This window comes from Crassaminicella profunda (genome assembly GCF_019884785.1).
GTDB lineage: Bacteria > Bacillota > Clostridia > Peptostreptococcales > Thermotaleaceae > Crassaminicella > Crassaminicella profunda.
On the sequence record NZ_CP082326.1, the window covers coordinates 1,200,383 to 1,215,693 of the forward strand.

A 15,311-nucleotide genomic window follows, 5' to 3' on the forward strand; every position below is an offset into this window, starting at 1 on the left:
AACAATGCATATATAAAAAGATTAATACTACAATTAATCTGAGAAAATCAAGAACAATGAAACTAATAAACGTAAAGTTTATTAGTACTCCAATTACACAAAATATAAAATTTTGGTAATTGAAGCATGGTCAAGTTATAAAGAGCATAGGGCGGATGCCTTGGCACTAGGAGTCGATGAAGGACGTGGTAAGCTGCGATAAGCCTCGGGTAGCTGCAAGCAAGCTTTAATCCGGGGATTTCCGAATGGGGGAACCCACTTAGGGTAATACCTAAGTACCATCTACTGAATAAATAGGTAGATAGGAGACATACCAGGGGAACTGAAACATCTAAGTACCCTGAGGAAGAGAAAGAAAACTCGATTCCCTGAGTAGCGGCGAGCGAAAGGGGAAGAGCCCAAACCTAAAGAATTTTCTTTAGGGGTTGTGGATATACTCATTAAGAAAGAGGCTATTGTAGTCGAAGAGGTCTGGAAAGACCCACCGAAGAAGGTAACAGTCCTGTAGATGAAACAAGAAGACTTTCGAGTATACTCCAGAGTACCACGAGACACGTGAAACCTTGTGGGAAGCTGGGGGGACCACCCCCCAAGGCTAAATACTTCCTAGTGACCGATAGCGTATAGTACCGTGAGGGAAAGGTGAAAAGAACCCCGGGAGGGGAGTGAAATAGAACCTGAAACCCTATGTTTACAAGCAGTGGAAGTTCTTTTTATGAACGACCACGTACTTTTTGTAGAACGGGCCAACGAGTTACGGTATGCAGCAAGGTTAAGTTATTTTGTAACGGAGCCGCAGCGAAAGCGAGTCTTAATAGGGCGATTTTAGTTGTATGCCGTAGACCCGAAACCGGGTGACCTATCCATGAGCAGGTTGAAGCGGAAGTAAAATTTCGTGGAGGACCGAACCCATGTCTGTTGAAAAAGGCTGGGATGACTTGTGGATAGCGGAGAAATTCCAATCGAACTCGGAGATAGCTGGTTCTCCCCGAAATAGCTTTAGGGCTAGCCTTAAAGGTAGTGATACGGAGGTAGAGCACTGAATGTCCTAGGGGCCCTCACCGGTTACCGAAGACTATCAAACTCCGAATGCCGTAATCATAACTTTAGGAGTCAGACTATGGGTGATAAGATTCATGGTCGAAAGGGAAACAGCCCAGATCGTCAGCTAAGGTCCCTAAGTACAGGTTAAGTGGAAAAGGATGTGGGATTGCATAGACAACTAGGATGTTGGCTTAGAAGCAGCCATTCATTCAAAGAGTGCGTAATAGCTCACTAGTCGAGTGATCCCGCGCCGAAAATTACCGGGGCTCAAACCTGTCACCGAAGCTACGGCATACCGTTTGGTATGGGTAGGGGAGCATTGTATATGGGTTGAAGCTGTACCGTAAGGAGCAGTGGACTATATACAAGAGAGAATGTTGGCATGAGTAGCGAGAGGCAGGTGAGAATCCTGCCCGCCGAAAACCTAAGGTTTCCTGAGGAAGGTTCGTCCACTCAGGGTTAGTCGGGACCTAAGCCGAGGACGAAAGTCGTAGGCGATGGACAACAGGTTGAAATTCCTGTACCACCGAAAATCGTTTGAGCGATGGGGTGACACAGAAGGATAGGTTAAGCGCACCGTTGGTTGTGTGCGTCTAAGCGTTTAGGAAGTTAGGATAGGCAAATCCGTCTTAACAATTCTGAGGCGTTATGGGGAGCGAAATATAAGTAGCGAACTTACTGATTCCACGCTGTCAAGAAAAGCCTCTAGTTAGATCTAGGTGCCCGTACCGTAAACCGACACAGGTAGGTGAGGAGAGAATCCTAAGGCGAGCGAGAGAACTATTGTTAAGGAACTCGGCAAAATGACCCCGTAACTTCGGGAGAAGGGGTGCCACGTTAGGGTTTATAGCCCGAGGTGGCCGCAGAGAATAGATCCAAGCGACTGTTTAGCAAAAACACAGGTTTCTGCTAAGTCGAAAGACGATGTATAGGAGCTGACGCCTGCCCGGTGCTGGAAGGTTAAGGGGACGTGTTAGAGCAATCGAAGCACCGAACTTAAGCCCCAGTAAACGGCGGCCGTAACTATAACGGTCCTAAGGTAGCGAAATTCCTTGTCGGGTAAGTTCCGACCCGCACGAAAGGCGTAACGATTTGGATACTGTCTCGACAATAGACTCGGTGAAATTGTAGTACCGGTGAAGATGCCGGTTACCCGCAGCAGGACGGAAAGACCCCGTGGAGCTTTACTGTAGCCTGACACTGGATTTTGGTATTACATGTACAGGATAGGTGGGAGACGTCGATGCATGCACGCCAGTGTGTGTGGAGTCATCCTTGGGATACCACTCTTGTAATACTGAAGTTCTAACCATAAGCTGTGAATCCAGCTTTGGGACACTGTCAGGTGGGCAGTTTGACTGGGGCGGTCGCCTCCTAAAGAGTAACGGAGGCGCCCAAAGGTTCCCTCAGCGCGGTCGGAAATCGCGCGAAGAGTGCAAAGGCAGAAGGGAGCTTGATTGCGAGACATACAGGTCGAGCAAGGACGAAAGTCGGGCTTAGTGATCCGGTGGTTCCGAGTGGAAGGGCCATCGCTCAACGGATAAAAGCTACCCCGGGGATAACAGGCTTATCTCCCCCAAGAGTCCACATCGACGGGGAGGTTTGGCACCTCGATGTCGGCTCGTCTCATCCTGGGGCTGTAGTAGGTCCCAAGGGTTGGGCTGTTCGCCCATTAAAGAGGCACGCGAGCTGGGTTCAGAACGTCGTGAGACAGTTCGGTCCCTATCCGCTGTGGGCGCAGGAAATTTGAGAGGAGCTGTCCTTAGTACGAGAGGACCGGGATGGACATACCTCTGGTGCATCAGTTGTCACGCCAGTGGCACAGCTGAGTAGCTATGTATGGACGGGATAAGCGCTGAAGGCATCTAAGCGCGAAGCCCCCCTTAAGATAAGATTTCCCATAGCGTTAAGCTAGTAAGACCCCAGAAAGACTATCTGGTTGATAGGTCGGAGGTGTAAGGGCAGTAATGTCTTAAGCTGACCGATACTAATAGGTCGAGGACTTGACCAATGAAATATGCATTGTTTGGTTTTGAGAGTGCAAATTCTCAAGAAAACTCGTTGATTTGTGGTAATTGAAGCAAAAGTAGTTGACAAGATTCAGCAAAGTTGGTAAAATAATTCTTGTCGTTGGTCAACAAAGCTTCATAAAAGACAAAAAAAGTGTTGACAAACTACGAAAAACAAGATATAATATATCTTGTCCTCAAAAAACTCATTGCAATTCAGGTGAATGATGGGGGTAAAAAACAAGAATTATGCAAATTTAACAAATCCAGTAATAATAGCGAAGGGGTCACACCTGTTCCCATACCGAACACAGAAGTTAAGCCCTTCAGCGCTGATGGTACTTGGTGGGTAACTGCCTGGGAGAGTAGGTCGTTGCTGGTTTGTTCCAAGGTAGCTCAATGGTGGAGCACTCGGCTGTTAACCGATAGGCTGTGGGTTCGAGTCCCACCCTTGGAGCCAATAAAATTGCCGGAGTGGCGGAACTGGCAGACGCACAGGACTTAAAATCCTGCGGTCCTTACAGATCGTACCGGTTCGATTCCGGTCTCCGGCACCAATTAATGAAACTCGGCTAAGGCCGAGTACTACACTCACACCAAATCAAAGATTTGGATGATTGCAACATCGCGGAGTGGAGCAGCTGGTAGCTCGTCGGGCTCATAACCCGAAGGTCGTAGGTTCAAATCCTGCCTCCGCAACCATTTTAATAAGGCCCATTGGTCAAGCGGTCAAGACACCGCCCTTTCACGGCGGTAACCCGGGTTCGATTCCCGGATGGGTCACCAATTTTGGGCGTATAGCTCAGCTGGGAGAGCACCTGCCTTACAAGCAGGGGGTCATAGGTTCGAACCCTGTTACGCCCACCAAAATTGGCCCGGTAGTTCAGTTGGTTAGAATGCCAGCCTGTCACGCTGGAGGTCGAGGGTTCGAACCCCTTCCGGGTCGCCAATTTTCTTTAATAAAAATGGAGTTTAAAATTAAGGTGACTAAGAAACACAAGGTTCCTTAGTACTCCGCTCACACCAAATATAAAATTTGGGTGATTGAAGCATGCTGGTGTGGCTCAACGGTATAAGTAGAGAACCGAAATCTGTGATTTCGTGTGAATCACTTAGTAATGAGTTGCAAAGGCAAGTGAAATATGGAATGGTCATGAAGTAATTTAAATATGCTGGTGTGGCTCAACGGTAGAGCAGCTGACTTGTAATCAGCAGGTTGGGGGTTCGATTCCCTTCGCCAGCTCCATGAAAAATAATAAGGAGGAGTTCCCGAGTTGGCCAAAGGGGACGGACTGTAAATCCGTTAGCTTAGCTTTCAGTGGTTCGAATCCACTCTCCTCCACCATTTTAAATTACGGAAGTGGCTCAGTGGTATAAGCAGAGAACCAAAATCTATGATTTTGCGTGAATCGCTTAGGAATGAGTTGCAAAGGCAAGTAAAGTAATGAGATGTTTATAAAGTATTTTGATTCTGCGGAAGTGGCTCAGTGGTAGAGCATCGCCTTGCCAAGGCGAGGGTCGCGAGTTCGAATCTCGTCTTCCGCTCCAACAAAACATGCGGATGTAGTTCAATGGTAGAACTTCAGCCTTCCAAGCTGATAGCGTGGGTTCGATTCCCATCATCCGCTCCAATGGGTTCATAGCTCAGTTGGATAGAGCAACGGCCTTCTAAGCCGTGTGTCCGGGGTTCGAATCCCTGTGGACCCGCCATAAAACTTTGGGGTATCGCCAAGCCGGTAAGGCACCAGATTTTGATTCTGGCATGCGTAGGTTCGAGTCCTGCTACCCCAGCCATATGACCCATTAGCTCAGTTGGTAGAGCACTTGACTTTTAATCAAGGTGTCCCGCGTTCGAGCCGCGGATGGGTCACCAAATACGGAGGGGTGTCCGAGAGGTTTAAGGAGCTGGTCTTGAAAACCAGTGATTCCGAAAGGGACCGTGGGTTCGAATCCCACCCCCTCCGCCAAATTTGGAGAAGTACTCAAGTAGGCTGAAGAGGACGGTTTGCTAAACCGTTAGGCCGAGTAATCGGTGCGCGGGTTCGAATCCCGCCTTCTCCGCCAAATAAGGGGCCTTTAGCTCAGTTGGTTAGAGCGTCCGGCTCATAACCGGCAGGTCCGGGGTTCGAATCCCTGAAGGCCCACCATTTTAGTAGGGGTATAGCTCAGTTGGTAGAGCAGTGGTCTCCAAAACCACGTGCCGAGGGTTCAAGTCCTTCTGCCCCTGCCAATAGAAAAGTAATAAATGAAACTAAGAAACATAAACTTTCTTAGTACTACAATTACACAAAATATAAAATTTTGGTAATTGCAGCATCGAGGTGTAGCGCAGTTTGGTAGCGCATCTGGTTTGGGACCAGAGGGCCGCGGGTTCAAATCCTGCCACCTCGACCATAAAAAAATGGGCTTGTAGCTCAGGTGGTTAGAGCGCACGCCTGATAAGCGTGAGGTCGGAGGTTCGAGTCCTCCCAAGCCCACCATTTTTTTTATAGGGGCCTTTAGCTCAGTTGGTTAGAGCGTCCGGCTCATAACCGGCAGGTCCGGGGTTCGAATCCCTGAAGGCCCACCATGATACAAGTTAATATTTTGCCCAGATAGCTCAGTCGGTAGAGCAGGGGACTGAAAATCCCCGTGTCGGTGGTTCGATTCCGCCTCTGGGCACCAATAAAAAAACAAGTACATTTGAATGTACTTGTTTTTTTAGATATTTTCTATTTTATTGAGAATATATGGAATAAGTTTGGATATAAATAAGTGAATATCTAAAAATTTTATATTATTATTTTGTTTAAATAGAATAATATTTTCTGAAATCAAATGATCTAATGTATTTTTTTCATAAGCAAATGAAAAATCATTGGTATCAACATATAAACATTTAACGCCAGAAGAAAGACGGCCCTTGTATAATGGAATCTTTACGGTAAAAGTATTTGTATTATTTTTATATTCAAAACTAAAACCATTTTCATAGGAAATATAGTCATCTATATGATTATTTTTATAGACTCCTTCTAAATAAAATGAAGAGTTTTTTATATGTTGTTTTAAAATATAACATCTTTTCTCTTCTTCACCAATATGAAAAATTTGAGGAAAATTTTGAATCATTTGTTCAATAGGTATCTGATCTAATATCATCAAAGCCTTACTAAAATAATATAAATCGTCATAGTTATGAAGAAGAATAGTATCCTTTAGCTTCTTAGTTTGTTCTTTTTCGTATTGATTATACAATGCAACACTTTCTTTACCTGAGATTTTATCATTTCGATGAATATTTAAATACTCTTCTACAGATTTTAATTTACAGTTATCAAGATGTAATTGTTTTTGGATTTTTCTAATAAGTTTCAATAGGTCAATACTTTGATAGGTTGCAATAGAATAATCAATTTTATTAGCTAGAAATCTTTTGTTTAGAAAAGGAATATCGAAGGTATTTCCATTATAATCAATTAGTAGATCAAATTCTTGAATTTTATCTTTAAAGGAAGATAATAATGCTGCCTCTTCTTTTTTATTATTGGAGAAAAATTGTTGTATAGAAATTTTACCATTTTTTATGTACAAAAGGCCTATAAGAATAACTTTGTGAAAATGAGGACTTAGTCCTGTTGTTTCAATATCAAATATAGCAAAGTTTACATCACCGTATAAAGAAACAAAGTTTTTTGGTAGATGTAATGTTTCATCAAGATTATATTGTATAATTTCCAAGATATCAGCTCCTTACTTCTTTACCACTATTATAATATATCATAGTTAAGATGATGAATGAACAGTCATATAGGAAATAATATCTAATTTTAACATAAGGAATATATTAATAGTATAAGGGGTGTGAAAAATGGATATATTTGATAAATTAGCAGATAAGGTATCATATGGTACTAAGAAAATATCTCAGAAAACAGATGAAATTATTGAAATCACTGAATTGAAAATGGATTTAAAGAATATTGAAGATGAAATAGAAGAAGCCAAATTATATATTGGTGAATTAGTGTATAAATATTTCCTTGCCAATGATAATAGTATGCCTGTAAGCCAGATTAAAGGAAAATGTAGAGAAATACAAAGAATGGAGACACAGAAAAATAGAGTTAAGACGCGTCTTTATAGGATAAAAGGATTGACTTACTGCAGATTTTGTGGTGAAGCCATAGATGACGAAGAAAATTATTGCTCAAAATGTGGACATAAAATTAACAGGTATTGAGAAAAAATCATGTTTTTGAAGGAATATAAGGAAATATGTAGAATTATATAATTGAAAATGTTATTTGTAAAGAGGCGTATAGGATGAAAGTAATAAATGTACAAGACTTAAAAGAAGGAATGATTCTGGCTCAAGATATTATTGGAAAGTCTGATTTACTATTTTTAACTCGAGGAACAAAATTAATAGATGAGCATATTCAGCGAATACAGAATATGGATATTATATATGTTTATATTGGAGAACAGGATGAAATAAAAGGGCAGAAATCACTTTCTAAATTTAGTATTAAAATAGATAAGAAGTTAAATGAACAATATAATAAAAGCTTAGTATCCTTTAAGACAGTTTATGAAGAAGTGAGTCTTGGGAAAAAGCTTGAATCAGAGATTATACAAGAATCAGTGTCTCCTTTAATAGAAGAAGTAATGACAGATAATAATATATTGGCGCGATTAAGAAGTATGGAAATTGTAGATGATTATACCTATAAGCATTCTATAAATGTGTGTATTTTATCTACAATGATTGGGAAATGGCTCAATTATAGTGAAGATGATTTAAATAAATTAGCTATAGCAGGTATGCTACATGATATAGGTAAATCAAGAATTCCTAAAGAAATTTTAAATAAGCCAGGAAAATTGTCTATAAATGAGTGTCAGATTATGAAAGGGCATGCAACCTTAGGATATGAAATGCTCCAAGAACAAGATGAAATTAGCTTTGATATATGTTGTGGGGCATTACAGCATCATGAAAGAATGGATGGGAAAGGGTATCCTTTAGGGGTTAAGGGAGAAAAAATTCATGAATTTGCACGAATTATTGCTGTTGCAGATATATTTGATGCTATGACGTCAGAGAGGGTATATAAAAATAAAGAATCACCTTTTAAGGTGGCTGAGCTCATTGCACAAGATAGATTTGGTGCGTTAGATCCATATATTACAAATCAATTTCTTTGGAATATTTCAAAATTTTATGTTGGAAATATTGTAAAATTAAATACAGGAGATATAGGTGAAATTGTGTTGATTAATAAACAAATGCCTACAAGACCTTTGGTGAAAATAGGTAATGAGTTTATTGACTTAAATAAGCATCCTCAATATGAAATATTGGAAGTAATGGGATAAGAATCAGGATAGAAAAATCCTGATTCTTTATTTATAAAAGCCTTTTTCAAAAATTTCTTTAATGACTTTTTTTTCTTTTGTAATACTTAAAGCTAACATAAGTTTAATTCTGGCTTTCTGTCCAGGAAGACTTCCACCTAAAATCACGCCAAGATTTCGTAAGTGTCTTCCAGCTCCTTCATATCCATAGGTGTCTAGTACTCTTCCCATAGGACATCTAGATACCATAACAACTATTACATTATGATCAAGAGCATACTGAATCCCGTCAACCATAGTAGGAGGTACATTTCCTCTTCCCATTGCTTCGAGTACAATACCTTTAGCACCTGAATCAACGCAATATTTGACTAATTTGCTATCCATACCTACAGCAGTTTTGATTAAATCTACATTTGCTTCTATTGTTTCTGTATCTATGTGAGCATGCTTTGTAATATCTCTATAAAATATTACCTCATCATTATCCACAATTCCTAAGGGACCAAATTCCATAGATTTAAAGGTATCCAGGGATAATGTATGTGTTTTTGTAACTTCGCTAGCAGCATTTAGTTCGTTATTCATTACAATCAAAACACCTTTATTTTTTGCTTGTTCAGATATGGCAGTACATATGGCAGCAGAAAGGTTGCTTGAGCCATCATAGCCTAGTTCAGAACTGTTTCTCATGGCACCAACTACAATAATCGGTTTTGTACTGTCAAGGGTTAAATCTAGTAAGTAGGCAGTTTCTTCAAGAGAATCAGTCCCATGAGTTACGACAATACCTGTAATATCTTCTCTTGATACTAGCTTTTTTACAAGTTTTGTTAGTTTCATCAATTTTTCTGGAGTCATATGAGGACCTGGAATTCTATCAAAATTTACAATTTCAATATCAGCGTATTTATCAATATTTGTTACCATAGACATGATTTCTTCACTAGATAAAGCAGGAATGGCTGCAGATATTCTAGGATCTATTTTCATTGAAATGGTTCCACCAGTGAATACAACAGCTACTTTATTTGGGTTTTTCATAAATGAAACCTCCTTATAAATAAAAAATTTATATAAATGATGATTCTAATAAATATGTTAACAGATATATATATAAATTTAAATAGTTTTATACAAAAAACAAAAGAGCCAGTCCTCGGGGACTGGTTCTTTTGTTGGTTTACGTTCAAAAGGGGTATTGGGAATAGAGATTATATTATCGAGGTTATCAGGGGGATAACCACTAAACAAATTATAACAAAAACCGACAAACTTGACAAGTGTTTTGACAAAGTTTTTTATTTTTTTTACGAAATATGGGGAATTTTGAAAAATGGATATTTTGAAATTATAATTTTTAATTTGAATATATAATGAGTTTTCTAAAATAAGGTAGAGACTATTATTTTTTTAATACAGCAGGTAATAATAAGTTTGTAGTAAAGCGCTTTACAAAGACAGTAGTTTCATATAAAATATGGAAAGATATAAACAAATTTTTGATAATGGAGATGTTTGAAATGGAAGTTTATTTAGATAATAGTGCTACCACAAAACCTAATAAAGAAGTTGTAGAGATGATGCTAAAAGGGCTTACTGATTATTATGGAAATCCATCATCCCTTCATCATAAGGGGGTTGAAGTGGAGAAACTAATGAAGACAGCACGTAAACAGCTGGCAAAAGCATTAGGAGCAAGGGAACAAGAAATTATTTTTACTTCAGGAGGCACTGAATCAAATAATACGGCCATAATAGGTGCTGTAGAATCTAAAAAAAGAAAAGGGAAAAAAATCATTACCACAAAAATTGAGCATCCATCTGTTTTAAATGTATATAAAAATTTAGAAAAAAAAGGCTATGAAGTAATCTATTTAGATGTTGATTCTTTTGGAAAAATTAATATAGAAGAGTTAAAGAATTATTTGTCTGAGGATACCATACTAATAAGTATTATGCATGTAAATAATGAAGTTGGAACCGTGCAGCCTGTAGAAGAAATAGGCAAAATCATTAAGAATTGTACCAATAAACCAATACTTCATGTAGATGCTATTCAATCTTTTGGCAAAATTAAATTTACACCTAGTAAATTAGGTGCAGATCTTTTATCTATCAGTGGTCATAAAGTTCACGGGCCAAAAGGGATTGGAGGTTTGTATATTAAAAAGAATTTAAAAGTAACACCTATTATTTATGGAGGAAATCAAGAAACCGGCATTAGATCAGGTACTGAAAATGTTCCAGGAATATTAGGATTAGGTGAAGCTAGTAAAGGTTTATATGAAAATATAGATAGCAACTTAGAAAAATTGTGGACTTTAAAAAATACTTTTATAGAGCATGTAAAAAATGAAATTGCAGATATTAAAATTAATGGTTATGAAAGGGAAGGTAGTGCACCCCATATAGCTAATATTAGTTTCTTAGGAATAAGAGGAGAAGTGTTACTTCATAGTCTCGAACAGGATGGCATATATGTATCAACGGGTTCTGCTTGTTCATCAAGGAAAAACACAAAAAGCCATGTATTAAATGCCATGGGACTTAAAGAAGATGAGATAGAAGGAGCTATTCGTTTTAGTTTTTCTTATCATAATACACAAGAAGAAATTGATTATGCAGTAGATAAAATAATAAAATCAGTAAAAGATATAAGAAAAATTATGAAGAGGTGATGAAATGAAAAGGATATTAATTGTAAGATATGGTGAAATTGCATTAAAGGGACTGAATAAATCATATTTTATAAATAAGCTTGTAAAACATATAAAAGCTAATTTAAGTGATTTAGGAGAGTTAAAGGTATGGCACTCAGGAGGTCTTGTATATGTTGATATGGATGGATATGATGAAGAAGAGGTAATTGAAAAGGTTATAAAAGTATTTGGTATTGTATCTGTAAGTCCTGCCTATGAGATGAAAAAGGATATGGAAACGATCTATGCAGTTGCATTAAAGCATATGCAGGAGATTATAGAAGAAGATGAGATTAAAACATTTAAGGTAGAGAGTCGACGAGGAGATAAAAGCTTTCCAATGAAGTCTCCAGAAATATCAAGAATGGTTGGTGGATATGTTTTTAACCATATAGAAGAATTAAAAGTAGATGTACATCATCCAGATTTGATGCTATATGTGGATGTAAGGGAAAAAGCATATGTATATTCTAAAAAGATAGCAGGACATGGAGGACTTCCTTTAGGAACAAATGGAACAGCTATGGTATTATTATCTGGAGGGATTGATAGTCCAGTAGCTGCTTGGATGATGGCCAAAAGAGGTATGAATATAGAAGCTGTACACTATCATAGTTATCCATTTACCAGTGAAAGAGCAAAAGAAAAGGTAATTGATTTAGCAAGGATTATTGCTACATATTGTGGAAATATTCGTATTCATTGTGTGAATTTATTGCCTATACAAAAGGAAATAAATGAAAAGTGTCCAGAAGATGAAATGACTATTTTATCAAGAAGATTTATGATGAAAATAGCAGAAAGAATAGCAAAAAAGAGAGAATGTCATGCTTTGGTTACAGGTGAAAGTATTGGACAAGTAGCTAGTCAAACTATTCAAGGTCTTACTGTTACCAATCATGCAGTAGAGATTCCTGTATTTAGGCCTCTTATTGCATTAGATAAAGTTGATATTATGGATATTGCAAAAAAAATTGATACCTATGAAACATCTATCTTGCCCCATGAAGATTGTTGTACAGTATTTTTACCTAAAAGACCTGTTACCAAACCTAGAGTAGATAAAATTTTACAATCGGAAAGTAAACTTGATGTTGAAGCATTAGTTAAAGAGGCAGTAGAGAATATGGAAGTTATAGAGGTATCTATAGAAGAATAATGAGTTAGATTAAGTGACGATCGTAAGGATGATCGTCACTTTTTTAGTAAAAAAAATTATATTACAAAAATAGTCAATTTTCATCAAAGGAGAAATGAGGATTTTCAAGAATATTTAAAAAGAGAGGGATGAAAGGGAGGGATTTTATTGCGTATTCATTTTGAAACAATTGATAATCATTTAATTGTCAAATTAAATGGAGAATTAGATCATCATACAGCTGAAGAAATCAGAGAAGAGGTTGATAAAGAAATCGATAATAATAATATTAAACATATTATTTTTGATTTAGAAGATATGAATTTTATGGATAGCTCAGGAATTGGTGTGGTAATAGGAAGATATAAAAAAGTACAAAAATTAGGTGGACAAGCTGGGGTAATCAATATGAATCATAGAGTGGAAAGAATATTTAAAATGTCAGGATTGTTTAATATTATTAAAAAGTTTGAGAATAAAAATGAGGCAATAGAAAGATTATAAAGGGGTGAGGGAATTGACAACGAAAAATCATATGAAACTAGAATTTATGAGCAAATCACAAAATGAGGCCTTCGCTAGGGTTGTAGTAGCTTCCTTTGCTTCACAGCTAGACCCTACTATTGAAGAATTAGCAGATGTAAAAACAGCTGTATCTGAAGCTGTAACAAATGCTATTATCCATGGATATGAAGGAAAAGAAGGGATTGTTTTTGTTGAATGTAGCATTTCTGATGATGCAATAGAGATCATTATAGAAGATAATGGAAAAGGCATTGAAGATGTGGAAATGGCAAGACAACCATTGTACACTTCAAAGCCAGAGTTAGAAAGATCAGGCATGGGCTTTACAGTAATGGAAACTTTCATGGATATAGTAGAAATAGAAACCAACAAGGATATGGGAACAAAAATAAGAATGCTAAAAAGATTTGAAAGCTGTGATGACTAAGGGGTAGATAATATGGGAATAAGTGCATTATCGGAGGAGCAAAACAAAATATTAAAGCATGAAGAAACGATTGAGCTTATAAAAAGGGCACAAGCAGGAGATCAAGATGCAAAAAATATGTTAGTTGGTCATAACTTAGGACTTGTAAGAAGTGTATTAAAAAGGTTTATGAATAGGGGATATGATAAAGAAGATTTATATCAGTTAGGATGTATAGGACTTGTAAAAGCAATAGAAAAATTTGATTTTACATATGATGTAAGATTTTCAACTTATGCAGTACCAATGATTATTGGAGAAATTAAAAGGTTTTTAAGAGATGATGGAATGATTAAAGTAAGTCGTTCCTTAAAGCAAACAGCAGCAAGAGTAAAAAGTACCAAAGAATTATTATTTAAAAAAAATGGAATAGAGCCGACACTGCAAGAAATTTCTAATGAACTAGATATACCAAAAGAAGAAATTGTAATGGCATTAGATTCAAATGTTCAGCCAGATTATTTGTATGATGTGATTCATCAAGATGATGGTTCACCAGTTCACCTGATTGACAAAATTAGTGAAACAAAAACAAAAGACGAAGGTGAGATGCTTGATCGGATTGCTTTAATAGAAATTCTTTCAAGATTAAAACCAAGAGAAAGAAAAATTATTGTTTTGAGATATTTTAAAGATAAAACCCAAACAGAAATTGCACAAATGCTAGGCATTTCACAGGTACAGGTATCACGAATAGAAAAAAAAGTTTTAAGTCATATGAAAGAACTATTAGAGAAGACATGGTAAATACATGTCTTTTTTTATGCCAAAATACTTGATTAAAATTTAAAGAATTTTCGTTAAGTGAATGGAGAATACTAAAAGTAAAGAACGTGAAGAGGTGATTTTATGATTTTGAAAAAGAAGACGTATTTTCTTTTGACAATAGTCTTCTTACTCATTACCCTTACTTCATTTTTTTTATATATGAATAAACCAAAAGCCAATAAATATACCAGAGCAAAGTTGGTTTTTGACTATGTAGTAAGGAATGATGTAAGGGGATGAAGAAATGTTAAAAAAAGAGATTTATATCCAATTGAAGGATGGATATGATGTAATTCCAGGTAATAAAGTACTTATAAAAGATTTAGCTGTTATAGTAGCAGAAGATGATATAAAAGAGGGATTGCTAAATTTAGAAGTGTTAGAAGTTCCTAAAAATGCACAGGAGCACATAGTCGTCTCAATTTTAACGATTGTAGAAAAAATTTCAAAAAAATATCCTCATATAAAAGTTTTTCCTATAGGAGAAGCTGAGATCCTAGTAAAGATAGCATATAAATCTAAAAATGATTGTAAAGGATGGTTGTTATTTAAACTTGCCATAGTGTGTATTGTTCTTTTTGTAGGATCTGGTTTAGCTCTTATGAATTTTCATGCAGATGTAAATATGAGAGAGGCTCATAGGGAAGTTTATAAAATGATTACTGGAATAGATGAAAAAAGACCATTGATTTTACAAATTCCTTATTCTTTAGGAATTGGTTTTGGAATGGCAGTATTTTTTAATCATATTTTACCAAAAAGTTTTCGCAATGAACCAAGTCCTATGGAAGTTGAAATGGCATCCTATAGGAAGAATATAGATGGTTATATCTTAAAAAACCAAAAAAATACAGAGGAAAAAAAATAGAGATTGGCTGGTGAAGAATTTTGCTGCTTAAAATTTTAGCAATCTTTGTGGGTTTTTCTGAAGGAGCTATTGTAGGAACTGCACTCATTGCATTTTTAACAATATTAGACATTGTCCCAAGACTTGCACAGCTTACAGACACAGAAAATCATATTAAAGTTTATGAATTTACTATTGCTATAACAGTTACTACTTTATCATTAGCAAATTTTTTAGATATGAATATTACTTTAGGAAAAATAATGGTGATTTTAGTAGGTTTTTTAATGGGCACTTTTATTGGGCTATTGGCTTCTGCTTTAACAGAGGTGACCAATGTGATTCCTGTCATTGTAAGTCGATTTATGCTCTATGAGTATTCAAAATATATATTTGTAGCTTTAGCAGGAGGAAAAGTAATGGGTGCACTCATCTACTGGATTTTCTTAAATCATTAGGAAGGATGGAAAAA

Annotated in this window: 11 protein-coding genes, 21 tRNA genes and 2 rRNA genes; 32 read left to right on the forward strand and 2 right to left on the reverse strand. The window is 36.9% G+C overall.

Going from position 1 to position 15,311, the window contains the following annotated elements; genetic code table 11:
- Positions 1 to 128: 128 nt before the first annotated feature.
- The 23 genes from K7H06_RS05245 to K7H06_RS05355 all read left to right on the forward strand — a co-directional run bounded on the left by K7H06_RS05245 (position 129) and on the right by K7H06_RS05355 (position 5,717).
- Positions 129 to 3,055, forward strand: a 23S ribosomal RNA gene (locus tag K7H06_RS05245).
- Positions 3,056 to 3,318: 263 nt separating this feature from the next.
- Positions 3,319 to 3,435 (forward strand): 5S ribosomal RNA (gene rrf / locus K7H06_RS05250).
- Between the two features lie 3 nt (positions 3,436 to 3,438).
- A tRNA-Asn gene (locus K7H06_RS05255) sits at positions 3,439 to 3,513 on the forward strand.
- 8 nt (positions 3,514 to 3,521) lie between these two features.
- Positions 3,522 to 3,610 (forward strand) — tRNA-Leu (locus K7H06_RS05260).
- A 69-nt stretch (positions 3,611 to 3,679) separates the two neighbouring features.
- Positions 3,680 to 3,755: transfer RNA gene (locus tag K7H06_RS05265), tRNA-Met, on the forward strand.
- Positions 3,756 to 3,764: 9 nt separating this feature from the next.
- Positions 3,765 to 3,839: transfer RNA gene (locus K7H06_RS05270), tRNA-Glu, on the forward strand.
- A gap of 5 nt (positions 3,840 to 3,844) precedes the next feature.
- Positions 3,845 to 3,920 (forward strand) — tRNA-Val (locus K7H06_RS05275).
- Between the two features lie 5 nt (positions 3,921 to 3,925).
- Positions 3,926 to 4,002, forward strand: a tRNA-Asp gene (locus K7H06_RS05280).
- Between the two features lie 222 nt (positions 4,003 to 4,224).
- Positions 4,225 to 4,299: transfer RNA gene (locus K7H06_RS05285), tRNA-Thr, on the forward strand.
- Between the two features lie 13 nt (positions 4,300 to 4,312).
- A tRNA-Tyr gene (locus K7H06_RS05290) sits at positions 4,313 to 4,398 on the forward strand.
- Positions 4,399 to 4,526: 128 nt separating this feature from the next.
- Positions 4,527 to 4,601, forward strand: a tRNA-Gly gene (locus K7H06_RS05295).
- A gap of 9 nt (positions 4,602 to 4,610) precedes the next feature.
- Positions 4,611 to 4,684 (forward strand) — tRNA-Gly (locus K7H06_RS05300).
- 2 nt (positions 4,685 to 4,686) lie between these two features.
- Positions 4,687 to 4,763, forward strand: a tRNA-Arg gene (locus K7H06_RS05305).
- A gap of 8 nt (positions 4,764 to 4,771) precedes the next feature.
- Positions 4,772 to 4,847 (forward strand) — tRNA-Gln (locus K7H06_RS05310).
- A gap of 3 nt (positions 4,848 to 4,850) precedes the next feature.
- Positions 4,851 to 4,926: transfer RNA gene (locus tag K7H06_RS05315), tRNA-Lys, on the forward strand.
- Between the two features lie 5 nt (positions 4,927 to 4,931).
- A tRNA-Ser gene (locus K7H06_RS05320) sits at positions 4,932 to 5,020 on the forward strand.
- Between the two features lie 5 nt (positions 5,021 to 5,025).
- Positions 5,026 to 5,117, forward strand: a tRNA-Ser gene (locus K7H06_RS05325).
- Positions 5,118 to 5,123: 6 nt separating this feature from the next.
- A tRNA-Ile gene (locus K7H06_RS05330) sits at positions 5,124 to 5,200 on the forward strand.
- Positions 5,201 to 5,207: 7 nt separating this feature from the next.
- Positions 5,208 to 5,283 (forward strand) — tRNA-Trp (locus K7H06_RS05335).
- Between the two features lie 87 nt (positions 5,284 to 5,370).
- Positions 5,371 to 5,447: transfer RNA gene (locus tag K7H06_RS05340), tRNA-Pro, on the forward strand.
- 9 nt (positions 5,448 to 5,456) lie between these two features.
- Positions 5,457 to 5,533, forward strand: a tRNA-Ile gene (locus K7H06_RS05345).
- Positions 5,534 to 5,545: 12 nt separating this feature from the next.
- A tRNA-Ile gene (locus K7H06_RS05350) sits at positions 5,546 to 5,622 on the forward strand.
- A gap of 19 nt (positions 5,623 to 5,641) precedes the next feature.
- Positions 5,642 to 5,717, forward strand: a tRNA-Phe gene (locus K7H06_RS05355).
- Positions 5,718 to 5,753: 36 nt separating this feature from the next.
- Here K7H06_RS05355 and K7H06_RS05360 read toward each other — a convergent pair.
- A complete protein-coding gene (locus tag K7H06_RS05360; protein ID WP_223038858.1) occupies positions 5,754 to 6,773 on the reverse strand; it encodes a ribonuclease H-like domain-containing protein in 1,020 nt (339 codons plus the stop codon).
- Between the two features lie 130 nt (positions 6,774 to 6,903).
- Between K7H06_RS05360 and K7H06_RS05365 the strand changes: the two genes are divergently transcribed.
- Positions 6,904 to 7,275 carry a zinc ribbon domain-containing protein gene (locus K7H06_RS05365; RefSeq protein ID WP_223038859.1) on the forward strand — a complete coding sequence of 124 codons (372 nt, stop codon included), beginning with the start codon at positions 6,904 to 6,906 and terminating at the stop codon, positions 7,273 to 7,275.
- A gap of 83 nt (positions 7,276 to 7,358) precedes the next feature.
- Positions 7,359 to 8,414, forward strand: a complete 1,056-nt coding sequence (locus K7H06_RS05370) for an HD-GYP domain-containing protein (RefSeq protein ID WP_223038860.1) — start codon at positions 7,359 to 7,361, stop codon at positions 8,412 to 8,414.
- Positions 8,415 to 8,441: 27 nt separating this feature from the next.
- Here K7H06_RS05370 and K7H06_RS05375 read toward each other — a convergent pair whose 3' ends face one another.
- Positions 8,442 to 9,437, reverse strand: a complete 996-nt coding sequence (locus K7H06_RS05375) for an asparaginase (protein WP_223038861.1) — start codon at positions 9,435 to 9,437, stop codon at positions 8,442 to 8,444.
- A gap of 479 nt (positions 9,438 to 9,916) precedes the next feature.
- Between K7H06_RS05375 and K7H06_RS05380 the strand changes: the two genes are divergently transcribed.
- The 7 genes from K7H06_RS05380 (at position 9,917) to K7H06_RS05410 (ending at position 15,297) form a co-directional block, all read left to right on the forward strand.
- Positions 9,917 to 11,074 (forward strand): cysteine desulfurase family protein, encoded by a 1,158-nt coding sequence (locus K7H06_RS05380; protein WP_223038862.1) that lies wholly within the window; start codon positions 9,917 to 9,919, stop codon positions 11,072 to 11,074.
- A gap of 4 nt (positions 11,075 to 11,078) precedes the next feature.
- Positions 11,079 to 12,254 (forward strand): tRNA uracil 4-sulfurtransferase ThiI, encoded by a 1,176-nt coding sequence (gene thiI / locus K7H06_RS05385; protein ID WP_223038863.1) that lies wholly within the window; start codon positions 11,079 to 11,081, stop codon positions 12,252 to 12,254.
- A gap of 147 nt (positions 12,255 to 12,401) precedes the next feature.
- The gene (spoIIAA, locus tag K7H06_RS05390) at positions 12,402 to 12,737 is read left to right on the forward strand and encodes an anti-sigma F factor antagonist (protein WP_223038864.1); all 336 of its coding nucleotides are present in this window, start codon (positions 12,402 to 12,404) and stop codon (positions 12,735 to 12,737) included.
- 31 nt (positions 12,738 to 12,768) lie between these two features.
- Positions 12,769 to 13,185: an anti-sigma F factor gene (spoIIAB, locus tag K7H06_RS05395; RefSeq protein ID WP_223039948.1), complete on the forward strand. Its 417-nt coding sequence runs from the start codon at positions 12,769 to 12,771 to the stop codon at positions 13,183 to 13,185.
- Between the two features lie 12 nt (positions 13,186 to 13,197).
- Positions 13,198 to 13,971, forward strand: a complete 774-nt coding sequence (gene sigF, locus K7H06_RS05400) for an RNA polymerase sporulation sigma factor SigF (RefSeq protein ID WP_223038865.1) — start codon at positions 13,198 to 13,200, stop codon at positions 13,969 to 13,971.
- Positions 13,972 to 14,236: 265 nt separating this feature from the next.
- On the forward strand, positions 14,237 to 14,860 hold the full coding sequence (locus tag K7H06_RS05405; protein ID WP_223038866.1) for a stage V sporulation protein AA: 624 nt from the start codon (positions 14,237 to 14,239) through the stop codon (positions 14,858 to 14,860).
- Between the two features lie 20 nt (positions 14,861 to 14,880).
- The gene (locus K7H06_RS05410) at positions 14,881 to 15,297 is read left to right on the forward strand and encodes a stage V sporulation protein AB (RefSeq protein ID WP_223038867.1); all 417 of its coding nucleotides are present in this window, start codon (positions 14,881 to 14,883) and stop codon (positions 15,295 to 15,297) included.
- The last annotated feature ends 14 nt before the right edge of the window (positions 15,298 to 15,311 follow it).